The sequence below is a fragment of the Pedobacter steynii genome, assembly GCF_900103665.1.
GTDB classification, from domain to species: domain Bacteria; phylum Bacteroidota; class Bacteroidia; order Sphingobacteriales; family Sphingobacteriaceae; genus Pedobacter; species Pedobacter steynii.
Map to the genome: position 1 here is coordinate 523,713 of NZ_FNGY01000004.1, position 25,208 is coordinate 548,920.

Below are 25,208 nucleotides of genomic sequence, written 5' to 3' on the forward strand. Positions count from 1 at the left end.
TTCTGGATTTAAAATCTAAGGTTAGCACCAAACATGAAGGTCCTTGGTCTTGGGTAATAGCCAATGTCAATTCCAGAAGCAAATCCTTCTGTTCCATAGCCGATCTCTGGGTCCATACCATCGTATTTGGTGAAAGTGTATACATTCAATGCTGCAGCATACAACCTCAGTTGCTTCAGGTAACTCTTTTTCAGCACCTTTCCAAAATCATAACCAATAGTGACATTGCTGATTCTTAAATAATCTCCCTTTTGGAGGTATAAATCAGAGAAAGAGGTCCAGTTTCTATTGTCGTCTGTCACACGGGGAATCGTATTCGAGGTTCCCTCTCCATGCCAGCGGTCCAGAATTCTGGTCGTATAATTACCGTATTGTCCGGACTGATTACGATAAGACTGGACAATGTCATTGCCTGTAACACCGGAAGCAACCAGGGAGAAGTCAAACCCTTTATAATCTGCAGACAGGTTGATTCCGAAAGTATAATCCGGATTAGGTTTCCCTATCATCCCGCGATCCAGATTGTCGATGATTCCATCTCCATTTTGATCTACATACCTCACATCACCGGGAGCTGCCGAAGGCTGAATCACTTTGCCGTTAGCAGCCCTATAATTGCTCACCTCCTCCACATTCTGGAAAATTCCTGCCGTTTTTAATCCCCAGAAATATCCGATAGGGAATCCGTTTTCAGCCCGGTAAAATTCTGATGAGTTGTCGTACAACTGATTTGTCGACCCATGAATGATGCCATCAGCTGTGGGGATCTTACCCACTTCATTTTTATTGTAAGCACCATTTATCCCGATCGAGTAATTGAAATCGTTGATATGGCTTTTATAAGATATCGCCAGTTCTACACCAGAGTTTTTCACATTACCTCCATTGATAAAAGGTGGCAATGCCCCTGCTGTGGCAAGAATCGGTGCCGAGATCAACCAATCTTTGGTTGTTTTCTTATACCAATCAAAATTTACACTCAACTTTCCTTTGAGTAATGTGGCATCAAATCCTAGATCTGTCTGTTCAGAAGTCTCCCATCTGACATTAGGGTTGCCCAATCTGCTTGGATAGGCTCCTGGAGTAAGTACCCCTTCTTTGTCTCCAAAGATATAATTCACCTTATCGAAGGTAATGGGAGATAAATACTGGAAGGCGGCAATATTCTGATTTCCTACCTGTCCCCAGCTGGCACGGACTTTCAGGAAGTCGAGCCATCCTTTCTGCCCTTCAAGGAAACGTTCATTGGTTACGACCCAGCCTGCGGAAACGGAGGGGAAATAGCCCCAGCGGTTTTGAGCAGCAAATCTGGAAGAACCATCAGCCCTGAAAGTCGCATTGATCAGGTATTTTTCTTTGTAATTGTAATTTAACCGGCCAAAATAAGAAAGCCTCCGGTCCGCATCATTAGGCCCTCCGCCAATGGTGATCCCTGCGCTGTTCTTATTGAGCGCATTGCTCAGCCAGGCATGATCCAGGTCTTCAAAAATCAGGTTGGTATTGGTTCCAAAAATATTGGAACCATCAGCACGATAAGCAGAACTCCCTGCCATGATTTCAAAAACATGGTCTTTTTTAAGGTCAAACTTATAACTCAACAGGTTGTCCCACATCAAAGACTTGCCTTTGTTCATCGTCTGGCTTGCACTGGTTACGGTATTGTAGGCATAGATGGAAAGGTTGTAAATCGGTTTAAATGAATTGCTTTCCCCGGCGCTATAGTCCATGCCCAGACTTGTCCTGAACTTTAGGTTTTTGATGGGTTCAACGATCATATAAATATCGCCCAGCAGCCTTTGGGTGTTTCGCCTGTTCTTGTTATTGAGTACCATTAAAGCGTATGGATTTGCCTCTCCATTATTCCAGGTCGATTTACTGTTGTCAAAGAAATTACCCTGATCGTCATAAACCGGAACAAACGGACTGGTATTAAATGCTCCACGTAAAGAGTTGTTGTACTGATTACCTACCCCAATCCCGTTATTTTTTATGTCGGAATAAGTCAGATGCTGACCGATTTTAAGAATGTCTTTATAAAAATTATGTTCAGAATTGATTCTAAAACCATAGCGTTCATAGTTGGATAGTTTTTTTCCACCCACCACGCCTGCCTGTCCGGTATAGGAAAGACCAAGAAAATATACCGAAGTTTCGGAAGCTCCTGAAGCACCGAGCACATAATTTTGTGTCGGCGCGTTTTTTACCAGCATTTCATCGATCCAGTTGGTTCCCGCTCCCAGTGCATCAATCTGCGCATTGCTGAAAATCGGTTGTTTTCCCCCATTGATTGCGGCCTCGTTCATCATAGCGGCATATTTGGAGGAATTGAGCAGCTCCGCCTTTCTTGCTACGTCCTGAATACCAGCATACATGTCGAATGTAATCTGCGCGGCTTGTCCCCGCTTCCCTTGTCTGGTCGTCACCAGGACCACGCCATTTGCGGCCTGAGAACCATAGATCGCCGCCGAAGCGGCATCTTTCAGGATGTCAATAGATTCGATATCTGCAGGATTCAGATAACTGATGTCGCCGGTAAGAACCCCATCCACGACATACAGCGGTCCTGAGTTACCTACCGTTCCCAATCCCCGGATGGTCACTTTCATCCCTTCGCCCGGTTGTCCGGAGGTTGATGCAATCTGCACCCCGGGAGTAAGTCCCTGTAATCCCTGTAAAGCATTGGTACTGCTTTGTTTTTGCAAAGTTTCCCCCTTTACCTGAACCGTAGCCCCGGTAACGAGTTTTTTCTGTTGCACGCCATAACCCACCACGACCACCTCCGAAAGGTTTTGCAAGTCATCTTCGAGGTTGATGTCGATGACATTCGCGGCTTCTACTTTGACTTCTTTGGCGACAAATCCAATGGAACTGATTTGCAGAACATCGCCGGTTTCCGCACTGATGCGGTAAACACCCTGGTTATTGGTACTTACACCAACACTTTTGCCTTTTATTTTTACCACAGCTCCAGGAATAGGCAGCCCATTGGCTGCTCCGTTTACCTTTCCATTGATCTGACGCTGCTGTGCCAGTGCCTGCTGACCGAAAGTCAGCACAGAGAAGAGCATCAGTAAAAAGATGCGCTTCCATTTGAAAGTGAATTTCTTTTCCATGCTGTTCATTAAGATTTAGTAAATAATTGATTCATTTTATATTTGGTTAGTATTAGGTTTTGCTCCGTTTCCGCCAGCCAGGCAAAGCACATGGCTGGCGGGATTATTTTATTTAAGTTGTACAGACAGTTGTTTTCCTGTATAGATCAGGTTGTAGTCCGCTTTCTGATTAAAGTCCAGCCCCTTTCCTTTTTTAGCGCTGATCACCACAATTCTGAAGATGCGTTTTGGCAACATGCCCTCAAAACTTCCTTTGCGTTCAGACAATTCCAATAATTTTGTGCTTTCTGTGTATTTTAGATGAATGGTAGAAAAGGCCCCTTTTTCGTAGTTATAGTTTCCGCCTTCGTCCTCATAAAGAGAGAAAACCGCGTCCTTTCCCGTGTAAACAAATACCGTCAGCGTATCTGTGGCTTTCTCATCGGTATATTGCAAGGCTGGTCCAGTGGGCAGGATACTACCCTCCTTAACATATACGGGCATCCTTTCATAAGTAGTCGCCACCTGTAGCTCTTGCCCACCTTTAAAGTACTTTCCATTGTACAGGTCGTACCAGCCCTGACCTTCCGGCAGGTATACTTTCCTGTATTGCGCTTTATATTTATAAACGGGATTGATGAGCAATGAAGGGCCAAAGAGATAGGCATCATTCAGGTTGGAGGCCTTTAGATCTTTAGGGAAATCCATCATCAAACCACGCATAATGGTATAATCCTGCTGAAAACTATTCCCTGCCAGTGCATAGATATAGGGCATCAGCCGATACCTCAGCTGGTTGTAGTAAAGCATGCTTTTATAGGCAGGATGACTTTCGGGAGCGATGTTATAGATTTCGCGGAAGGGATACTGCCCATGTGCGCGAAATAATGGCACAAAAGCGCCAAATTGAAACCATCGGGTATTCAGCTCCCTCCATTCTTCAAGATCAGCTCCTTTTGCGTTTTCATAGCGTTTTTCCACAGAAAACCCACCAATATCCATCGTCCAGTAAGGCATTCCTGAAAGTGAAAAATTAACCCCGGCACTGATCTGGCTTTTCATGTCCTCCCATCTGGAGGCGATGTCGCCACTCCAGGCTGCAGCTGCATAACGCTGCAAACCAGCAAAAGCAGAACGGGTTAAGATAAATACACGGTCGGTTTTATTCTGTTCCCGCTGTCCCTCATATACCCCTTTTGCATTGACCAATGGAAAGGCATTAAAATAGGTGGTCGAAGAACCTGCATAGGTGGGATTCATCAGTTCTTTCCTGACCTCAACCGGCAGGTTAGAGTGCATATCCGGTTCTGTGGCATCCATCCACCAGGCATCAATCCCTTTGCTGTACAGCCTTTTGTTCATCAAATCCCAGAATGCAGCTCTTGCTTTTGGATTAAAAGCATCATAAAAAGTGTTGGAATATCCTTTCCCAATCCAATCACGACGGCCATCTTCGATGTTTCGCTGGTAAAGGAATCCCTGTTTATCAAAATCATGATAGATATCGAAACCTTTGTTAAATTTTGGCCAGACCGAGATCATGAGTTTCACATGCTGATCATGTAAGGTTTTGATCATTTGCTTCGGACTGGCAAACCTTGCCGGATCAAACTGCTGACTGCCCCATTCCGGTTCTTTCCAGTAGGACCAATCCAGCACAATATTGTCCAGCGGGATCTTCCGGTCGCGGAATTCTTTTACTGCTGAGAGGAGTTCATCCTGCGTTTTATAACGTTCCCGGCTTTGCCAGAAACCCATTGCCCATTTTGGCAAGAGCACCGCTTTTCCGGTAACCTTGCGATAACCAGAAATGACCTGATCTGCATTTTCACCACCGATAAAGTAATAATCAACGCCTGCACCAGATTCAGATTGCAAAGCAAAGGTATTTTTTAATGCTTCAGGAATTGGCGGCAAACAAGTTAAACCGAGATAAGATTCTCCGCCATCGGGAATCCATTCCATCCTGAATCTGACCTTTTTATTTTTTTGAAGCCTGAGGTCGAGCGTTGCGGAGCCTGGATTCCAGGCCTGTCGCCAGTAATCCGCCACCAGCTCCTCATTAAACCAGACTTTAATATATCCGGCATATTTCAACTGAAGCTGATATAGGCCTTCTAAGCCGCTTTCGAGGTAACCTTCGTAACTGACTGCCGCTTCCTCCATTTTAATGCTGTCAGGGAACTTATGCTGATCTGTGAGCCAGTTTATGGAAAGCTCAGACACTGCATTGGTAAACAATATATTTTTAGGGGATGTTCTTTTGGCATAGCCGGCTGTAATCCAGCCCTCTTTGTTTTCTTTAGAATAAAGCTTTAAAGCAGAAAGCGGCTGATAATCCCGGATATCACCGGCGCGTGTAATGGAATTATTGTCCCACAGGATCCCGTATCCTTTGTTAGAAATGACAAATGGTACGCCAATTTCCGTATTGTATTGGATGAGGTCCACCCTACGTCCTCTATAGTTCATCATCCCCTGCTGGTGTTGCCCCAGGCCATAATAGGCTTCTTCTTCCTGAGCGTCAAACACCTGTGCAACGCGGTAAGAGGGGGATCCGCTAAAGACCTGAGGTAACAATGCCGCTTCAGGAACAGCACGCTGTTTCAGTAATAACTTATTACCGGCATCGCGATAGGTCAGCAGACCGGTCTTCCTGGAAATTTCAACACTTAAAGCATTCGTTTTTAGAATGATCCGGTGATCGTCTGCAACGGTGGCAAAAGCGACATTTCCATTCGCCCTGTCTAAGGCCATCAGGCTCCTTTGCGGACTAAATTCAGGCTTTTCGGTAGCGGTCACATGGATGACCTGATCTGATACGGGCTCCAACCGGATTTTTTTGATACCGGTTAAAGAATTTGGGAGCTGGACTTCAATTCCAGCACTGGTCTTAACATAACTTGCAGTTTCCTGCCCTTTAACATTGAGCTGTAGCAAGGCTGTGCCAATAAAGATTACGGCGGTGACCCTAATTTTATGCATTCGAAAGATTTACGGTTTATACTTGGTTAATTGAGATTAAAAGTATACGAAACGAAATCAATCAAGGGGACTCAAATGATAACAAATAGGTATTGAAATGTTAACAAAATGGCCTTTATCTGACTAAGCCGTACTTTCTCCGGATTTCTGCTGCGCGTAAACTGAAGGTAAGACACCGAATTCCTGTCTGAAATAACGGCTAAAATGTTTGGGATTACTGAAGCCTGATTCATAGGCAATTTCCGAGATGCTGAGTTGAGATTTCAGCAAAAGGGCTTTTGACTTTTGGAGCCGGTAAAAACGGATATAGGCGATCGGAGATTTCCCGGTTAAGGGCAGGATCTTTTTATACAGACCTACCCTGCTCATGTTCAGTTCTGAGCTAAGCTGATCAACGGAATAAGCCGCATTGGACAAGTTCTTTTCCAGTTGTGTGGCCAGCTGCCTCATGAATTTATCATCCATAGATTCTATTCCCGTTTCAGCAGGCTTAAACTCGACTTGTTTAAGAAAGGTCTTTTTAGCCAGCGCTTGCTGCTGAAGGATATTTTTAATGCGGGACAACAAGATCTCAAAGTTAAATGGTTTGGTGATGTAATCATTGGCGCCTGTCTCTAAACCAATCAATTGATGATCCTCATTACTTAAAGCAGTGAGCAAGATTACAGGTAGCTGAGCGGTGCGTTTATCAGATCTGATTTTTTGACAAAGTTCCGTTCCGTTCATCACTGGCATGGTCACATCACTAACCACCAGATCAGGATGAACAGACAGGATTTTCTGCCATCCTTCTTTACCGTTCGATGCTTCCAGCACCTGGTAATAGGTGCTGAGGTTGTCTTTCAGGTAAAACCGGAAATCCTCATTATCCTCTACCAGCACAATGATCTGCTTTTTACTTTTCCAAACGAATTCCGGGTCCCTGACCCAACCTTGCGCTTCCCCCAGCTCCTCTGGTAATACCGGCAGGTTCGCAACGGGGTCCGGATGTTCATTTTCCGGAGCAGATAGTTCCTGATCCGGACTGGTTTCAAGTGCAGCTTCGGACTCGGGAAGGGCTGCTAAAGGCAAGGAAACCTCGAACACAGAACCTTCATTTAAAACACTATTTACATGTATAGTACCCCCATGTAACTTTACAAACTCTTTAGTAATGGACAGGCCAATTCCACTGCCCTGGTTAACTATAGAATCAGGCATATCATTCTGAAAAAAACGCTCAAATATCCGTTCCTTTTTATCCGGCTCCATACCAATTCCGGTATCTGTTACCTTAAGAATTAAGCTGCTTTTTTCCTGCTCCTGCGGGGTAACCATCAGCGCTACCGTTACCTTTCCACCTTCAGGTGTAAACTTAAAAGCATTGGACAACAAATTGAAGACGATCCGCTCCACTTTATCATGATCAAAGGCTACGATTAATTGCCTTGCCGTAGTATGAAAGGCAAAAGCGATCCGCTTCTGTTCAGCAATGTCATTAAAAGCGAGGCAAAGCTCCTGAATAAAGAAAATCACATTGCCGGCTTTAAGCTGAATACTGAGTTCCTGTACCTCCATTTTCCGAAAGTCGAGCAACTGATTAACAAGGTTCAACAGCCGCTTTGCATTGCGGTGTATCAGTTGTATTTCCTGTTTTTTCGGTATGACATTCTGTCCTATCAATTTTTCCAAAGGCGTAATAATCAATGACAACGGAGTCCTGAACTCATGGCTTACATTAGTCAAAAACTTAATCTTCATTAAATCCAGTTCATGCATCCGATGTGCCTGCTGACGCTCCTGTCTGAGCAGAAATTCCTTCTTTAAACGTTCAATTCCACGGTGCCTGATATACAGCAAAGCCCCCCCTATCAGCAATACGTATCCAACATAAGCCAGCCATGTTCTCCAGAATGGTGGAAGAATAATAAGCTGAAGCGTAGCCTCATTATTCACCCAATTTCCCGTGGCATCGGTAGACATCACTTTAAAAACGTAAGTGCCCGGGTCAATATTCGTATAGGTTGCCCGGCGACTATTGGGCTGGGTTTCCTGCCAGTCCGGATCAAAGCCCTCCAATTTATACCGGTAACGAATTTTCTGAGGATTGAAATAATTGAGCGCAGCAAATTCAAGCGCAAAGCCATTCTGACTATACCTCAGCTCAATGGCTGTAGTAATAGTAATCGATTTATCCAGAATAATGCGACCGCCAAAATCCTCCCCTATACCCACACTTTTGTTGTCAATCTGTAAGTCAGTAAAGGTAATCCCTGGCTTGCTGTGATCAGTTTTAATGTGAGCAGGCTGAAAGAGGTTGAAGCCATTTGCCCCACCAAACACTAAATCTCCTGCCCGCGTTTTATATCCGGCATTTGCATTAAACGCAGCTCCCTGAAGTCCATCATGTTCATCATATTTATGAAACGTATAAGAAAAATCATGATGAAGCTGTCGCTTAACGATGACATTAAACAGTCCGTTTGCCGTACTTACCCATAGGTTTCTTTGATGATCTTCTACAATTTTTAAAGTTGCTTTTTCTGCAAGTCCATCTTTGACATCGAAGTTCCGGAACTGTTTTGTAGCTGGATTCAATCTGCTCAAACCATCCCTTGTCGCGATCCAGATGAAACCATAACTGTCCTCCATCAAATCATATACTACATTATTAATTAAGCTACTGGCATTACCTTCCTCATATTCATAATGAACAAAATTTCCATCCGTTTTCAATTGATCTACGCCATCAGAACTTCCGATCCAGAGGTTTCCTTTCCTATCTTCGATCAGGCTGGAAAGAAAGTTGGAACGCACACTATTTTTCTCTCCGGCACGCTTATGATGAAAGATGCCCGTACTCCTGTCCAGACGGTCCAGGCCACCACTCAAGGTAGCCACCCATAAATTTCCTTTTCGATCTTCCAAAATGTCCCACACCCGATCATCTGCAAGAGTTTTCGGATTTGCAGACTGGTGTTTATAATGCGTAAAAACCTTTCCGTCAAAACTATCCAGACCACCAAAGTAAGTTCCAATCCACAATCGCTTAGTCCGATCCACATAAAGACTCACGATGATATCATTACTAAGACTGTTGGAATTATTCGCCTGGTGTTGATATCGTTTAAACTGACCGGTTTTACGGTTAAAATAAAACAATCCGCCCCCATTGGTACCAATCCATAGATTTCCATGTTCATCTTCTGCAAAACGGTTCACATCGTCGTAGCTAAGGCCATTTGGGCTACTCCCCTGATGCTTGAAAAGAGGAAATTTAAGGATTTTCTCGTGGTAAAAGCTAAGTCCTTTTTTGAAAGTCCCCACCCATATAATCCCGGAATTATCTTTATAAATACTCAGAATGCTATTTTGCCCGATGCTTTTGGGATCGTCATCTTTATGAAGAAGATACTTCATTTTAAAGTTCTTTTTATCCAGCAGATTGACCCCGCCATGATCTGTAGCGATCCAGATCTGACCATGCCCGTCCGCTATCATTCCATTGATCAGGTTACTGTTCAATGCCTGCTGCCCCTTATCTATAAAATGCTGCCGGCCACTGGCAGGACTATAATAATCGATTCCCCTCTGATTGTTCAACGTGTATACCCACAAGTCAGCATCCTGATCTACAAACAGTTTAAATTCCTGAAAATCTGCCGGATCCACTTTCTTAAACACCAGAATGCGCTGTTTTACTTTAACTGTTTTTCTATCCAGCTGCGTAATGGTCTTATCACGATGAACCAGCCAGATGCTCCCCTTCCTGTCCTGTTGAATCGCAGTAACGAACGAATCCTTAACTAATCGGGTCTTTGCAGCAGAGACCTCATACTTAAATACACCCTGTTCTTTTGCATTGAACCAAAAATTACCATCTTCGTCTTTGAACACATCCGAAACATTTTTTGTGGGGATATTCAGCGACTTAAACCAGGCACCGACGTTCCTGATAAAACGCTCCGTTTCGGGATCATAGATATTCGGCCCACTCCTCGTTTGCAGATACAATTTATTACCCGGAAGCTCATAGATATTGGTGATAAAGTTGTCGATAATGGATGTGGTATCTCTGGGATTATGCTTAAAAACCTTCATGACCTGTCCATCGTAACGGTTGAGTCCGTTAAGTGTTCCAAACCACATAAAGCCTTTACCGTCTTTCAGTATGGCATTTACCTGATTGTGTGACAAGCCATTGGACAAATCCATACGGGAAAACTGAACCGGTCCGGGCTGTGCTGCGCCTTTCATGGAAATGAACAATAAGATCAGTATCATCAGTAACCCTCGCTGTCCCATTAAAATTTATATTTGGTATGTTTCTATTGCAATTTCCGCAGGGTCGAGTTCCTTACGATGAGTTTTGGCCTTACATTTAGCGTCTTTGTTTTGCCTTCCGGACTGAAGTTCTCCATTTCCCGAAAGTGCAGGTTGCCTATTTTCCTGCCCATTTCTACACTAAACTGATCTATGGTGGTGATAGACGGGCTGGTAATTTCAGTAAAGGGTTCATTAGAATAACCGCAGATACCCAATGCTTCCGGGGTCGGGATTCCTTTATTATTTGCGACTTCCAGCACCCCTAAAGCGGCAAAGTCGGAGGTGGAAGCAAAAATTGCATCCGGTGGATTTGGCAGGTCCAGTAACTGGGTCGTGGCCTGCGCTCCCAGTTCTTTTGTCCAGGCATTGGCATACATTAACTCAGAAAGGATCGGAAAACCATACTCCTGCAGGGCCGCGATATAGCCTTCTTTACGTTCTCTGAAGATGTGAAGCTCCTGAGGCCCTTCCAATAAAGCAATCCGGCGATACCCCTGCTCGATCAGGTGTACAACCGCTTCATAAGCCCCCTGTTTGTTGTTGTTCAGCACCTTAAAAGTCTCTAATTCTTCTACCACACGGTCAAACTGAATAAGCTGAATATTCCGGTCCAATACCTGCTGAAGGTGATCAAAACTCCCCTTTTCAGCGGCAATGGAAATGACAATGCAACTGACATTCTGGTTCACCAAAGCATTTACCCCTTCTACTTCACGGGCATGGAGCTCGTTAGACTGGCAAATGACCAGGTTGTATCCCTGTTTAAAGGTTACCTCCTCTAATCCGGCGATCACATTGGAAAAGAAATACTGATTGATCCGGGGCACAACGACGCCAATTGTCGGATTATTCCCTTTCCTTAGGTTGGAAGCCATCGCATTTTGCTGATAATTCATCTCTGCGGCTGTTTTCAATACCAACGCTTTGGTTTCTGCATTAATCTTATTGCTATCGCTCAATGCTCTTGAAACCGACGAGGCTGCTAAACTGAGCTTTTGGGCAATATCGTATATCGTTGTTCTTTTCTGACGCTTCATAGGCAGCCTAAAAATACAAAAATATTTTAGGCAATCGATTGCATTTATCAAACATTCTCCTAAATTCGTTTTCTGATAACCAAATCTTCATCCATTAAAAGCCATAGCCACAATACGATATGTTATTACTAGGAATAGACATCGGCACTTCTTCTGTTAAGGTGGCCATTGTAGACTCAACTTCACAAAAAGCCATTATTACTGCACAATATCCTGAAGAAGAGAGCACAATTCAGGCGCTGCAACCGGGATGGGCGGAACAAAGTCCGGAAATGTGGTGGGAACATACGCAGCAGGCTTTCGGAATCTGCAAAAAGAAAGGCATTTTTAATCCGCTGGACATTTCAGCACTCGGTATTGCCTACCAAATGCACGGCTTAGTACTCGTAGATAAGGAACAACAGCTCCTGCGGGATAGCATCATTTGGTGTGACAGCAGGGCGGTGACACTTGGAAATGTTGCTTTTGATGAATTGGGTCATGAATACTGCCTAAGTCATCTGCTCAATTCTCCGGGCAACTTTACCGCTTCAAAACTGGCCTGGGTAAAGCAAAATGAGCCTGAGGTCTACGCAAAAATCGATAAAGTGATGCTTCCCGGCGATTTTATCGCGATGAAGCTCTGCTCCAGCATCACGACCAGTATCTCTGCCTTATCGGAAGGCGTGTTCTGGGATTTTAAAACTGACACCTTATCCGCCGCATTAATGAATCATTATGGTTTTGATCCGGAATTGATCCCGGAAATCAAACCTGTTTTTTCAGAGCATGGAAGGCTAAGCTTAAACGTCGCACAGCTTCTAGGTCTAAAACCAGGAATCCCTGTTACCTATAAAGCAGGAGATCAACCAAATAACGCACTTTCCCTGAATGTCCTGGAGCCGGGAGAAATAGCTGCAACGGCAGGTACATCGGGAGTAATTTATGGCCTGAGTGATCAGCTTGCCTATGATCCGCAATCCAGGGTCAATACATTTGCCCATGTCAATTATACACCAGAACAGAAAAGACTAGGTATCTTACTCTGCATCAATGGCACAGGAAGCATGAACCGCTGGACTAAAAACTTGCTGGCATCAGGCATCTCCTATGCAGAGATGAATGAAACAGCGAAAAAGGTAGCTGTTGGCGCGGAAGGCTTACAGGTTTTACCATTTGGAAATGGCGCGGAACGCATGCTCAATAACCGGTTAATTGGTGGCCATTTTCAAAACATCGATTTTAACCTGCATGGCAATGCACATATCTTCAGGGCTGCACAGGAAGGAATCGCTTTTTCGTTCCGTTATGGCCTGGACATCATGCGCAGCAATGGCCTGCATCCGAATGTCATCCGCTGCGGAAAAGCGAACCTTTTCCAAAGTGAACTCTTTTTGGAAGCCTTCGTTAACAGCACAGGTGTACCTGTAGAGTTGTACGAAAATGACGGCAGTGTGGGCGCCGCACTAGGCGCTGGCATAGGTGCCAAAATCTATGCCCGGCCAGCCGAAGCTTTTAGCCTGATTAAGCCTATTCAATATACAGAACCCCGCTTAACTTTCAGTTATGAACCTGTTTATCAGGACTGGCTTTCAAACTTAGAGTCAAAAACCATATAACAAACACTTAAATCTGACTATCAATCGTTTATAATTACATTTAACTTTAAAGAAACCGTAGATAATAGTAAAACAGAAGCCAATCCGCCGATTGCACCTCCCTTAAATACCAAATTAAACCAGATATAAAACCACCAAATAAAAGAACCAAAATGACTACAGTAACGACAGGAGAAAAGGAATTTTTCAAAGGAATCGGACCCATAAAATTTGAAGGATTAGCTTCAGATAACCCACTGGCATTTCGCTGGTATGACGAAAACAGAATGATTGCAGGAAAGACAATGAAGGAGCACTTACGCTTCGCCTGCGCCTACTGGCATTCCTTTGTTGCGACCGGTGGAGACCCTTTCGGTGAAGCCACCATTATTCATCCATGGAATGAAAAATCCGATGCAGTAGCAAGGGCAAAAGATAAGATGGATGCCGCCTTTGAATTCATCACCAAAATGAACCTCCCCTATTACTGCTTCCATGATGTGGATCTGGTAGATTATACCAACGACATTAAGGAAAATGAAAGACGGCTACAGGCAATCGTCGATTATGCACAGCAAAAACAAGCTGCAAGTGGCGTAAAACTACTTTGGGGAACCGCAAATTTATTCTCTCACCGCCGGTACATGAATGGCGCGGCGACAAATCCCGATTTCCACGTTTTAGCCCATGGCGCTGCACAGGTGAAATCAGCTTTAGATGCGACAATTGCACTCGGTGGGGAAAATTACGTATTCTGGGGTGGCCGTGAAGGCTACATGAGCCTGCTGAATACCAATATGAAACGGGAACAGGAGCACCTGGCGAAGTTCTTGCATACCGCAAAAGATTATGCCCGTAAACAAGGTTTTAAAGGCACCTTCTTTATCGAACCCAAACCATGCGAACCCTCTAAGCACCAGTACGATTACGATTCGGCAACGGTGAGCAATTTCCTTCGTCAATATGGTCTGCTGGAAGACTTCAAACTGAACATTGAGGTAAACCATGCCACACTTGCCGGTCATACCTTCCAGCACGAATTACAAGTCGCTGCTGATGCAGGCCTCTTGGGTTCTATGGACGCAAACAGAGGCGATTACCAAAATGGCTGGGATACCGATCAGTTTCCAAACAACATCAATGAGCTGACAGAAGCCATGCTGATTGTGCTGGAAGCCAATGGTCTTCAGGGTGGCGGAATCAACTTTGACGCCAAAATCAGAAGAAACTCTACCGAACCTGCGGATTTGTTCTATGCACATATTGGCGGAATGGACACTTTTGCAAGAGCCTTGATTACTGCAGACCAAATCCTGCAACAATCTGACTATAAAAAAATCAGAACCAAACGTTATGCCTCATTTGACCAGGGTGCCGGCCTGGATTTTGAAAATGGCCAAATGGACCTGGAAGCTTTACGCAATTATGCCGTTGAAAAAGGAGAACCGGAAAGCATCAGCGGTCAGCAGGAACTTCTTGAAAACATCATTAACAGATTCATTTAAAACTACATAACATAATCCACATGAACTCATTAAGCACATACGATTATATCGTTTTCCTCGTCTACCTCCTCATTGTTGCGGTCTATGGATTTGCCGTTTACCATAAGAAAAAGGCCCATAAAGAGAATTCCAAAGACTTCTTTCTCGCAAAAGACTCATTAACCTGGTGGGCCATTGGAGCCTCTCTGATCGCCTCAAACATTTCAGCTGAGCAATTTATCGGCATGAGTGGCTCCGGCTTCACTATGGGCCTTGCTATTGCTACCTACGAATGGATGGCTGCCGCTACCCTGATCATTGTAGCAATATTCTTCATTCCGGTGTACCTGAAAAACAAAATTTACACCATGCCCCAGTTCCTCGGGCAACGGTACAATAATACCGTAGCCATGATCATGGCTGTTTTCTGGCTATTGCTGTATGTGGTGGTTAACCTCACCTCGATCCTATATCTTGGGGCATTGGCCATCAACAGCATTTCCGGAATCAATACCACCGCCTGCATGTATGTTCTCGCCGTATTCGCGATCATCATCACCCTTGGCGGAATGAAAGTGATCGGTTATACAGATGTCATTCAGGTTTTCTTTCTCATCTTAGGAGGACTGGCAACAACCTATCTTGCTTTAGAACTGGTGGCTACTCATTTTGGCGGCTCAGGAGTATTGAACGGATTGGCGATGGTTAAAGAAAAAGCATCAGATCATTTCCATATGATCTTCCGTCAGGAAAACCCGCATTACATGGACCTTCCCGGCTTAACGGTACTCATTGGAGGGATGTGGATCGTAAACCTGAATTATTGGGGCTGCAACCAATACATCACACAAAGGGCCTTAGGCGCGGATTTAAAGACCGCCAGATCGGGATTACTTTTTGCCGCCGGACTGAAATTGCTGATGCCGGTAATTGTGGTCCTTCCCGGAATTGCCGCTTATGTATTGTACAAAGAGGGTTATGGAGATTTTAAAACTGCCATGGTAAAAGATGGATCTTTAAATGCAGACTCTGCCTATCCGGTGTTATTAAACTTGCTTCCTTCAGGATTAAAAGGCCTTTCTTTTGCCGCGCTAACTGCAGCTATCGTGGCGTCACTGGCCGGCAAAGCAAATAGTATTGCTACTATTTTCACCCTGGACATCTACAATAAGGTCATCAATAAAGGAGCGAACGAACACAGACAGGTCGTAGTAGGCAGGATTACAGTGATTGTAGCGATGTTGCTAGCCATTATCATCGCCCCTCAACTTGGAATTGACAAAAAGGGAGGTTTTCAATTTATTCAGGAGTACACAGGATTTGTATCGCCGGGTATCTTTGCGATGTTTATCCTGGGATTTTTCTGGAAAAGAACCACTTCCAATGCAGCACTTTTCGCAACCATCGGAGGATTTTTACTTTCTGTAGGGTTTAAGGCGCTTCCTAATTTCTGCAACCTGGAATGGTTAAGCAATTTTGGATTTGCGAAACTGGCAGAACAAAAAGACGGCAGTATGCTGTATGAGATCCCTTTCCTCGACAGAATGGGCTTTGTATTTATCATCTGCGTGATCAGTATGGTCATCATCAGTTTATTTGAAAACAGAAATGGGGTAAATCCTAAAGGACTGGAAGTTGACCGTAGCATGTTTAAAACCAATGCTGGTTTTGCTGCAGGCGCTTTAATCATTGCCGGGGTGCTGATCGCACTTTACAGCATTTTCTGGTAGGAATAAATAAAGTTAGGATTGCTGTTTAATCAGCAACCCTAACTTTTATTGCAGTCACCTGCCTGACACACCTGGCAGGCTTTTTATCGTTTTGAACAATGATTCGAAAAGGTCCTTCCTCAACAAAGAAAGCCTTTCCATCTATTTTATCAGCAAGAATAATCCGGTTACCTGAGTAGTTCTCATCCAGCTCCGAAAGGGCAAAAACCACCTGATAACCATCACCCGCCTCCACTAGAACATACTTGTTTAGATTTTTACTTTTTAAGCCGGCGCCTGATTTTACTGCTGCTTTTTCTAACAGATCAAATAGCAATACTCCTGAATACTGATGACTATTCCCTTCTTTATCTTTTCGAACAACCTGGACCTGCCTAAACTCCTGCAACATCGATTCATCTATAGTTAAAGCTCCAGAAACCTCCCCTGTTATTTTCACAACAGCTGTATTTACCTTATTTTGCGCCTGACATAAAAGCGAGACATTTAATAAAATAAAAAAAAACACTTGAATTTTATACGTTTTCATAAGGATATTAAAAGTTAAAATGAATAATAACAGGTAAAATTTATGCTGCACCTTTAATTCCAACCACATCACCGACAATAACAATTGCCGGATAAGTCAACCCCGCCCCCGCAGCAGCAGCCGGCAAATCCTCAGCCCTGCACACCACCTTTTTTTGTTGCGGCAACGAGGCATGCTGTATGATTGCCGCAGGCGTCCCACCCAACCCGGCATCTTTGTAAACACCTGCGATTTCGGCAAGCTTCTTCATTCCCATATAAATCACAACAGTCGCAGCGCTATTCATCGCACAACGTAAATCATTAGACAAACTGCCATCCTTCTTGGTACCGGTAATGATCCACATACTTTCACTGACCCCACGATGTGTCAAAGGAATACCACTTAACCCACTGGCCTGCATACTGCTAATGCCGGGTATATAATGTACAGGAATACCATGTTTTTCAGCAAAGAGCACTTCTTCAAAGCCCCTTCCAAAAATAAAGGGATCCCCTCCCTTTAAACGGATGACCACCCGGTGAGTTTCTGTATATTCTTTAATCAATTCATGAATAACCTCCTGCGGAGTATAGTTTCCATAAGGTTGTTTACCCACATAAACCAATTTACAGTCCTTCGGCGCGATATCAAGCAGCTCTTTATTGATTAAATTATCATAAAGTATCACTTCTGCTCTTTTTAATACCCGATATCCCTTTAAAGTGATCAATTCCGGATCCCCAGGACCACCACCCATTACAAAAAGTCCAAAATCACACTCTTTTTTCATAATTAAACCAAAAATTTAGGCAGTTAAATAAAAATACACCAACAATATTGATCAAAAATATATTATTTAATGACAAAAATCATATAATCACACTTTTATATTCATAAAATCATATATTTACACAACAAAAATCATACAAAACAAAATAATAAAACAAATAACACAACAAACAAAGACAAAAACATCACTAAAAAACAATAACCCAAATAAAAATCACAAAATAAGAGCAAAAACAATCAAACAAACTAATTAATACACAAATAACACAAAAACAACAGGCATGAAACAGAAAAAAATCGTTGTAATTGGAAATGGAATGGTGGGATACAAGTTTTGTGAGAAAATAACAAGCAAATCCAGTGATTTTAGCATTATAATTTTTGGAGAAGAACCAAGAAGAGCCTATGATAGGGTTCATTTAAGTGAGTACTTCAATGGAAAATCTGCAGACGACCTTTCTTTATGTAAAGAAGACTGGTATTCGGAAAAAGAAATCACGCTGTACCTGAATGATCCCGTAAAAGAAATCGACAGAACCGGCAAAACTATTCATTCCTCTAAAGGGCTTACCCTGGAATACGACTACCTGATCATTGCCACAGGCTCTGCCCCCTTTGTACCCGACATCCCGGGAATTGACAAGGAAGGTGTTTTTGTATACCGTACCATTGAAGATCTGGATCTGATAAAAAATTATGCGCTCAATGCTAAAACAGGCGCCGTTCTTGGCGGTGGCTTATTAGGACTCGAAGCAGCAAAGGCCCTGATCGATTTAAACCTGAGCGAGACCAACGTGATCGAGTTTGCTCCCCGGCTAATGCCAAGACAAATCGACGCTGCCGGCAGTGGGATGCTGCAAAACAAACTAAGTGCATTAGGTCTGAATATCTATACCAACAAAGGAACAAGCAGTATTGAAGGTGCTGACCGCATTAGCGCTTTAAAATTTAATGATGGCAGCGAATTAAAAACTGATATGCTCGTGATCTCTGCCGGAATCAGACCCAGAGATGAACTGGCCAGGTTATCAGGCATTGAAGTTGGCACAAGAGGTGGCATCATCGTAAATGAGTATATGCAAACCAGCGACCCATCAGTTTTTGCCATAGGCGAATGCGCGCTGTTTGACCATAACATTTATGGATTAATTGCCCCTGGTTATGAGATGGCCGAAGTTGCAGCTGCAAAACTTTGCAATGACACTAAAACTTTTAAAGGCTTTGACATGAGCACTAAGCTGAAACTGATCGGAGTGGATGTAGCCAGCTTTGGAGATCCTTTTACCACAGAACCAGATGCCAGAACCATACTTTTTGAAGACAGCCACAAAGGCATTTACAAACGCATTAACATTAGCAATGACGGAAAACACCTGCTTGGTGGCATATTAATAGGAGAAGCCGAAGCATACAATATGCTCCTGCAAACCGTAAACAATAAAATATTGCTTCCGCCAAATCCTGAGGATCTGATCCTGGGCTCAAGAGGCGGCAGTGCAGCAACAGAAAATGCCGGACTGGCCGGACTTCCCGACGAGGCCCTGATCTGCAGTTGTGAAGGCATCAGTAAAGGTTCGATTTGCAACGCAGTAACCGAACAACACTGCGAATCAATTGATGCCATTAAGAGTTGCACCAAAGCAGGAACAGGTTGCGGAGGCTGTATCCCGATGGTAAAAGACCTGATGCTCCATACCATGAAGCAAAATGGCAAATACGTTAGAAACGTCATCTGCGAGCATTTTCATTTAAGCAGGCAGGAACTCTATGATCTTATAAAAATACATAACCTAAAAGGTTACGAGCAGGTGCTGGACAATCTGGGCAAGGGTGATGGCTGTGAAGTATGCAAGCCATTGGTATCATCGCTTTTAGCGAGTTTATGGAACGACATGATTCTCAAAAAAGGCAATGATACTGCCCAGGACAGCAACGACCGTTTTTTGGCAAATATTCAGAAAGGCGGAACCTACTCTGTTGTACCACGTATCCCCGGAGGAGAGATTACACCCGAAAAGCTAACCATTATAGGTCAGGTGGCAGAAAAGTATGGCCTCTACACCAAAATCACAGGCGGACAACGCATAGATATGTTTGGCGCACACCTGAGCGACCTTCCCTTGATCTGGAAAGAACTGATTGACGCTGGTTTTGAAAGCGGACATGCCTACGGCAAAGCTTTGCGAACCGTAAAAAGTTGTGTAGGCAGTACCTGGTGCAGATTTGGCTTACACGATAGCGTAAGCTATGCAATCCGGATAGAAGAACGCTACAGAGGTTTACGTGCTCCTCACAAATTGAAATCAGCCGTCAGTGGTTGTATCCGGGAATGCGCTGAAGCACAAAGTAAAGATTTTGGAATCATTGCCACCGAAAAGGGCTGGAACCTCTACGTATGCGGCAACGGAGGAAGCAAACCTCAACACGCCTTGTTATTAGCTACAGACGTAGACAGTGATACTTGTATTAAATATATAGATCGCTTTTTGATGTTCTATATCCGCACTGCCGATCCTTTAACACGGACCGCCCCATGGCTGAACAAAATGGAGGGTGGCATGGAATACCTGCGAAATGTAGTCGTAAATGACAGCCTCGGTATGGCGGCGCAGTGGGAACTGGAAATGCAGGCTCTGGTAGACAGCTATCAGTGTGAATGGAAAACAGCAATTGAAGATCCGGAGATCAGAAAACGCTTTAACCATTTCGTGAACGCTCCTGAAGAAAAAGATCCAAGTGTAAGATTTGATGAAATGCGGGGCCAGAAAAAAGCAGCAGACTGGACATTGGCTTAATCCAAAAATAGAAATCATGATAGAAATAACAACAAACTGGTTTGCAGCCTGCCGTGTAGAAGACGCGGTAGAAAATGGCGGAGTATGTGTAAAATGCGGTGACGAGCAGATCGCATTGTTCTATTTTACACGCCGCAATGAGTGGTATGCGACACAAAATCTTTGCCCGCACCGCCAACAAATGGCCCTCAGCCGTGGCATGATCGGTTCAGCAGGTGAAGATCCTAAAATCGCCTGCCCTTTTCATAAAAAAACATTCTCTCTGTCAACAGGAGAATGCCTTAGCGGCGACGAGTGCGCCATACAAACCTATCCTGTAAAAGTGGAGGACGGAATGGTCTACATTGGATTTGCCTGAGCATGGATAAAAACTACTACAAAAGTCACTTAAAACTAGATTTCATCGCCATGAAGGGACAGCAAAAACTAGCACATGCGAAAGTTCTTGTGATTGGTGCCGGAGGTTTGGGTTGCCCCTGTCTTACTGCCCTCTCCGCTTCAGGAATAGGCAATATCGGCCTGGCAGATGGAGATTTGATCAGTAGTTCGAACATTTCAAGGCAAACGCTTTTTAGTTATCCGGACACCGGCAGGTATAAAACGGCGGTAGCCATTGCTTCGCTCAAATCCAGAAATCCTTACCTGCGCTATCATGAGCACCGTTTTTTCATCAACGAAGAAAACATCCTGTCGCTGGTAAAAGCCTACGACATTGTGGTCGATGCCACAGATAATTTTCAGGCCAGATACCTGATTAACGATGCCTGTGTAGTCAAAAACAAACCCCTGGTTTATGGCGCCATATTTCAAACAGAAGGACATTTAACCGTATTCAACTATCAGAACTCTCCTACGCTTCGCTGCCTTTTTCGGGAACCGGATCAGGAAGAAGCGCTTCCCTCCTGCGCAGAAAGTGGCGCCTACATGATCACCACCAATATTATTGGAACCATGATGGCCAATGAAGTCATTAAAATCGCGCTAAATCAGGAAGAAGTGCTCAGCGGAAAACTCCTCCGTTTTGAAGCTTTAGACACGACAACGACACGAGTTACTTATTCAGCAGATCAGCAATCAAAAACTAAAAGTTATTCCAGATTTAAGCATGTCCCCAAAGCCATTGAACTAACGGCAGCTGCCTTTAGAGAAAGTACACAGAGAACAGGCATAGCGCTCATCGACGTCAGAACAATGGAAGAAAGAAAAGTGCAACATATCGGTGGCAAACACATTCCATTACCCGAACTCGAACAATTTGACTTAAAAGGATACGATGCAAGCCAACATTTCTATTTCTATTGCCAAACGGGGATAAGAAGCTTACAGGCAGCAAAAAAACTAAGAGCCAAAGGCTATGAAAATGCCTTTAGCCTAAAAAATGGAATCAGCACACTCAATTGCGAGATAAAAAACACCTAAGCTATGCGCGACATCACCGGTAAACAGATCACATTGAGAACAGCAAAAGCGGTAGCGGTGATTTACTGCACCGCGGAAACCCTGATGCTCATTAAAAACAACCAACTCCCTAAAGGCAATCTTTTCGATGTAGCCAGAGCCGCCGGGTTTTTAGGAGCAAAACTTACCCCTCAGCTGCTTCCGCACTGTCATCCTGTAACCATAGACAGCATGGACATCAGCTTTGAAATCAATGAAAGTCCAAGACCGGGAATCACCATAAATGGGGAGGCTAAATCTATAGGGAGAACAGGGATTGAAATGGAAATGCTGACCGCAGTATCTGTTGCAGCACTGGAAATCTACGACATGCTTAAACCTGTGGACACCACACTGGAGATTGGAGGCATTAAACTACTGCAGAAAACAGGTGGTAAAACTGACCGGAAAAAGTACTTCTCCACTCCTCCAATCTGTGCGATTTTGGTGTGTTCAGACTCAACAGCTGCCGGAAAAAGGGAAGATAAAAGCGGAATAATGATCCGGCAAATGCTGGAGCAGGTGAATGCAAATGTAAAAGCCTACGAAATCCTGCCGGACGACAAAGAGCTGATCCAGCAACAATTGCTAAAATGGGTGGCCGAAGATGTACATTTTATATTTACAACCGGAGGCACAGGACTTGGTCCGCGCGACAATACCGTAAGCGCAGTTGCCGAAATCCTGGAACGGGATGCAGATGGAATTACAGAAGCCATGCGCAATTTCGGACAAATGCGAACCCCCATGGCCATGATGAGCCGGGCCGTAGCGGGCTCCATTTCGCAAACCCTGATCCTCACCCTGCCAGGAAGCAGCAGTGGCGCAAGAGAGTCCCTGGAAGCAGTATTACCGGGAATCTTCCATGCCCGAAAAATGATGAAGGGAGGTGGACATTGAGCCTGACAAGTTTTGAAGAAGCAATCTCCATCCTCTCAGCAATCTCCAGTTCTTTTGAAAAAGAAAACATCCATCTGGAAGAAGCAGATGGGCGGATACTCGCAGAAAACATCTATGCAGACCGCGATTACCCTCCGTTTAACAGGGCTGCAATGGATGGTTATGCCATCATGCAAAGCGATTGGGAAAAAGGCATCAGAAAATATCAGATCACGGAAACCATATTTACCGGTCAGCCAGCGAAATCTCCACTGACTTCAGGCAGCTGTTATAAAATCATGACAGGTGCCGCTACACCTGAAGCAGCAAACATCATTATCAGACGAGAGGATGCAGCCGAATCTGAAGCGCAGGTAATTTTATATTCCGACGGCCTGAAAAATTATCAGAACATTGCCCGGCAGGGAGAAGACAGCAACAGGGGCACCTTACTCCTGACCGCTCCTGTAAAGTGTAGCCCACAAGTCATTGCTTTACTGGCAACTGTAGGCAAAGTAACATTGCAGGTTTACAAACTGCCAAAAGTAGCCCTGATTACCACCGGCGATGAAATAGTGAGTCCCGCGGCCGGCATCGGTCCTTTCCAGATTCGCAACAGCAATCAATACCTTTTAAGATCATTGCTCAACCAATGGAAAATCCGCCCTGTGCTATGTGCGCATGTCAGCGATGATAAAGAAAAGTTAAGAACCCTGTTAAGCACTGCACTGGAAGCCCAGCTGGTGATCATTAACGGAGCCGTTTCTGCCGGGGATGCGGACCATGTGCCTGCCGTATTGAAAGAGCTAGATGTAAAAACCCTGTTTCATAAAGTGAGTATCCGCCCGGGAAAACCAATCCTGTTGGGAAAAGCAACATCCGGAGCCCTGGTTTTTGCCCTGCCGGGAAACCCGCTTTCCTGCCTCAGCACATTTACCATTTTTGTAGAACATTATCTATATCGCTGCTTTGGCTATGAGGCCAGACCCAGCCAATTGCTTCCAATCCTGGAAAGCAGAACGAAAAAACACACACTAACCGAGTTTTTTCCCGCCAAAGCTGACCATTCCGGCGGATTAAACGGAATTCCTTTCAATGGATCCGGAGATGTAACTGCTGCTATTTATGCCGATGGCCTTGCCATGCAACCAGCAGATTCAACACAACTCAACAAAAACGATTTTATCACCTTCTATCCATTTAACCAAAATAAATAAAAAACAGAGCCGTAAATCACCACATTTTAGAACCTAAACCTAAACAAACCATGACTGCTGACTTTAAGCCACTAAGTAAACTCAACATCTTTTCAGCCAAAGGCATTCAAATGCGAACCTTTCACATCACATGGGTAACCTTCTTTTTCTGTTTCTTTGGCTGGTTTGGTGTTGCCCCGTTAATGCCACTGATCCGCGAACAATTGCATTTAAGCAAAGACCAGATTGGCAACATCATCATTGCTTCTGTCTCTGCAACAATAATTGCCCGTTTAATCATTGGAAAACTTTGTGACACTTTGGGTCCGCGCCTTTCCTATACCATTTTACTCGCTGTGGGCGCCATTCCGGTCATGTGTATCGGATTGAGCAACAGCTATGAAAGCTTTTTATTATTCAGGTTCATCATCGGAATTATCGGCGCTTCATTTGTCATCACTCAGTTCCATACCTCAATGATGTTTGCACCCAATGTGGTGGGAACTGCCAATGCGGTAACCGGAGGCTGGGGTAACCTGGGTGGAGGAGTGACCAACCTGATCATGCCACTTATTGCTGCAGGCTTTGCTGGTCTTGGCTTTGTGAGTCAGGCAGACTCCTGGCGACTAGCCATGGTTGTTCCGGGTGTGATCCTGCTGGTCATGGCTTTTATCTATTATAAGTACACCAAAGATACCCCTGCCGGCAACTTCAAAGACCTGGAACAAAGCAATGTTAAAACCGCAAAAAAAGGTTCTTTTGTCACTGCGCTAAAAGATTACCGGACCTGGGTACTTGCCCTCGCCTACGCCGCTTGTTTCGGAATCGAGATTACAGTTGACAATGTAGCGGCTACCTTTTTCACAGATCAGTTTGGGGCTTCCATGATCATGGCCGGCGCCATGGCCAGCATATTTGGTGGCATGAACATCTTTGCCCGGGCATTGGGTGGTTATGTGAGTGATAAAGTAGGAAAATCTTATGGCCTACGCGGGAAAGGACTGTTACTGGGTGCACTGCTGATCCTTGAAGGGATTGGAATCAGCCTTTTTGCGCAATCACAAACCCTTGGCATGGCCATCGCCGCCATGTTGTTTTTTGCGCTTTTTCTTAAAATGGCCAATGGCGGGACGTATGGAATTGTGCCATTTATCAATAAAGAGTCCATTGGAACAGTAAGTGGCATCGTAGGTGCCGGAGGAAACATTGGCGCAATGCTGGTTGGCTTCCTGTTTAAATCAGAACACCTGACCTATGCAGACGCTTTTCACTACATCGGGATTGGTGTAGCCGTCATCGGCCTGATGGTCTTTATCACAAAATTCCAGGTCAAAGGCTCAGCAAAAAGAGAAACGATCAAACCTGAACTGTTACAAGCTTAATCTAACCTC

15 protein-coding genes are annotated in these 25,208 nt (G+C 44.3%); 9 read left to right on the forward strand and 6 right to left on the reverse strand.

The features are described from left to right. Window positions 1-8 precede the first annotated feature (8 nt). From BLQ87_RS14235 to BLQ87_RS14250, 4 genes are all read right to left on the reverse strand, one after another. On the reverse strand, window positions 9-3,113 hold the full coding sequence (locus BLQ87_RS14235; RefSeq protein WP_074607971.1) for a SusC/RagA family TonB-linked outer membrane protein: 3,105 nt from the start codon (window positions 3,111-3,113) through the stop codon (window positions 9-11). Between the two features lie 108 nt (window positions 3,114-3,221). Continuing rightward, window positions 3,222-6,077, reverse strand: a complete 2,856-nt coding sequence (locus BLQ87_RS14240) for a glycoside hydrolase family 31 protein (protein ID WP_074607758.1) — start codon at window positions 6,075-6,077, stop codon at window positions 3,222-3,224. 123 nt (window positions 6,078-6,200) lie between these two features. After that, window positions 6,201-10,361: a hybrid sensor histidine kinase/response regulator transcription factor gene (locus BLQ87_RS14245; RefSeq protein ID WP_074607760.1), complete on the reverse strand. Its 4,161-nt coding sequence runs from the start codon at window positions 10,359-10,361 to the stop codon at window positions 6,201-6,203. Window positions 10,362-10,384: 23 nt separating this feature from the next. Beyond that, window positions 10,385-11,419: a LacI family DNA-binding transcriptional regulator gene (locus BLQ87_RS14250; protein WP_074607762.1), complete on the reverse strand. Its 1,035-nt coding sequence runs from the start codon at window positions 11,417-11,419 to the stop codon at window positions 10,385-10,387. Window positions 11,420-11,538: 119 nt separating this feature from the next. Here BLQ87_RS14250 and BLQ87_RS14255 point away from each other — a divergent pair, with 119 nt between their 5' ends. From BLQ87_RS14255 to BLQ87_RS14265, 3 genes are all read left to right on the forward strand, one after another. Beyond that, window positions 11,539-13,017 (forward strand): xylulokinase, encoded by a 1,479-nt coding sequence (locus BLQ87_RS14255; RefSeq protein WP_074607765.1) that lies wholly within the window; start codon window positions 11,539-11,541, stop codon window positions 13,015-13,017. Between the two features lie 152 nt (window positions 13,018-13,169). Continuing rightward, window positions 13,170-14,501 (forward strand): xylose isomerase, encoded by a 1,332-nt coding sequence (gene xylA, locus BLQ87_RS14260; RefSeq protein WP_074607767.1) that lies wholly within the window; start codon window positions 13,170-13,172, stop codon window positions 14,499-14,501. Between the two features lie 20 nt (window positions 14,502-14,521). Beyond that, window positions 14,522-16,210: a sodium/sugar symporter gene (locus BLQ87_RS14265; RefSeq protein WP_074607769.1), complete on the forward strand. Its 1,689-nt coding sequence runs from the start codon at window positions 14,522-14,524 to the stop codon at window positions 16,208-16,210. Between the two features lie 25 nt (window positions 16,211-16,235). Here BLQ87_RS14265 and BLQ87_RS14270 read toward each other — a convergent pair whose 3' ends face one another. Together BLQ87_RS14270 and cobA are read right to left on the reverse strand one after the other, a co-directional pair. Continuing rightward, entirely contained in the window at window positions 16,236-16,739 is a 504-nt protein-coding gene (locus tag BLQ87_RS14270) for a molybdopterin-binding protein (RefSeq protein WP_074607972.1), read from the reverse strand. A gap of 40 nt (window positions 16,740-16,779) precedes the next feature. Then, window positions 16,780-17,511, reverse strand: a complete 732-nt coding sequence (gene cobA, locus BLQ87_RS14275; protein WP_074607775.1) for a uroporphyrinogen-III C-methyltransferase — start codon at window positions 17,509-17,511, stop codon at window positions 16,780-16,782. Window positions 17,512-17,791: 280 nt separating this feature from the next. Here cobA and nirB point away from each other — a divergent pair, with 280 nt between their 5' ends. From nirB to BLQ87_RS14305, 6 genes are read left to right on the forward strand one after another with little or no spacing between them, the layout of a single operon-like run. After that, complete coding sequence (gene nirB / locus BLQ87_RS14280; protein ID WP_074607779.1) at window positions 17,792-20,305, forward strand: nitrite reductase large subunit NirB; 2,514 nt, start codon at window positions 17,792-17,794, stop codon at window positions 20,303-20,305. A gap of 16 nt (window positions 20,306-20,321) precedes the next feature. Next, window positions 20,322-20,663 (forward strand): nitrite reductase small subunit NirD, encoded by a 342-nt coding sequence (nirD, locus tag BLQ87_RS14285; protein WP_074607782.1) that lies wholly within the window; start codon window positions 20,322-20,324, stop codon window positions 20,661-20,663. A gap of 2 nt (window positions 20,664-20,665) precedes the next feature. Next, a complete protein-coding gene (locus BLQ87_RS14290) occupies window positions 20,666-21,724 on the forward strand; it encodes a HesA/MoeB/ThiF family protein (protein ID WP_074607787.1) in 1,059 nt (352 codons plus the stop codon). Between the two features lie 3 nt (window positions 21,725-21,727). After that, a complete protein-coding gene (gene moaCB / locus BLQ87_RS14295) occupies window positions 21,728-22,642 on the forward strand; it encodes a bifunctional molybdenum cofactor biosynthesis protein MoaC/MoaB (protein WP_074607791.1) in 915 nt (304 codons plus the stop codon). After that, window positions 22,639-23,838 carry a molybdopterin molybdotransferase MoeA gene (locus BLQ87_RS14300; protein ID WP_172664914.1) on the forward strand — a complete coding sequence of 400 codons (1,200 nt, stop codon included), beginning with the start codon at window positions 22,639-22,641 and terminating at the stop codon, window positions 23,836-23,838. Before moaCB ends, BLQ87_RS14300 begins: the two co-directional genes overlap by 4 nt. A 50-nt stretch (window positions 23,839-23,888) precedes the next feature. Beyond that, window positions 23,889-25,199, forward strand: coding sequence for a NarK family nitrate/nitrite MFS transporter (locus BLQ87_RS14305; protein WP_074607794.1), 1,311 nt, complete (start codon window positions 23,889-23,891; stop codon window positions 25,197-25,199). Window positions 25,200-25,208: the final 9 nt, after the last annotated feature.

Bases quoted from the DNA above. Each gene is read 5' to 3' on its own strand.
- BLQ87_RS14240 (WP_074607758.1), bottom strand. From the start codon at position 6,077: ATGCATAAAATTAGGGTCACCGCCGTAATCTTTATTGGCACAGCCTTG.
- BLQ87_RS14250 (WP_074607762.1), bottom strand. From the start codon at position 11,419: ATGAAGCGTCAGAAAAGAACAACGATATACGATATTGCCCAAAAGCTC.
- BLQ87_RS14290 (WP_074607787.1), top strand. From the start codon at position 20,666: ATGGATAAAAACTACTACAAAAGTCACTTAAAACTAGATTTCATCGCC.
- BLQ87_RS14265 (WP_074607769.1), top strand. From the start codon at position 14,522: ATGAACTCATTAAGCACATACGATTATATCGTTTTCCTCGTCTACCTC.
- BLQ87_RS14270 (WP_074607972.1), bottom strand. From the start codon at position 16,739: ATGAAAACGTATAAAATTCAAGTGTTTTTTTTTATTTTATTAAATGTC.
- moaCB (WP_074607791.1), top strand. From the start codon at position 21,728: ATGCGCGACATCACCGGTAAACAGATCACATTGAGAACAGCAAAAGCG.
- xylA (WP_074607767.1), top strand. From the start codon at position 13,170: ATGACTACAGTAACGACAGGAGAAAAGGAATTTTTCAAAGGAATCGGA.
- BLQ87_RS14255 (WP_074607765.1), top strand. From the start codon at position 11,539: ATGTTATTACTAGGAATAGACATCGGCACTTCTTCTGTTAAGGTGGCC.
- BLQ87_RS14245 (WP_074607760.1), bottom strand. From the start codon at position 10,361: ATGGGACAGCGAGGGTTACTGATGATACTGATCTTATTGTTCATTTCC.
- nirB (WP_074607779.1), top strand. From the start codon at position 17,792: ATGAAACAGAAAAAAATCGTTGTAATTGGAAATGGAATGGTGGGATAC.
- BLQ87_RS14235 (WP_074607971.1), bottom strand. From the start codon at position 3,113: ATGGAAAAGAAATTCACTTTCAAATGGAAGCGCATCTTTTTACTGATG.
- cobA (WP_074607775.1), bottom strand. From the start codon at position 17,511: ATGAAAAAAGAGTGTGATTTTGGACTTTTTGTAATGGGTGGTGGTCCT.
- nirD (WP_074607782.1), top strand. From the start codon at position 20,322: ATGATAGAAATAACAACAAACTGGTTTGCAGCCTGCCGTGTAGAAGAC.
- BLQ87_RS14305 (WP_074607794.1), top strand. From the start codon at position 23,889: ATGACTGCTGACTTTAAGCCACTAAGTAAACTCAACATCTTTTCAGCC.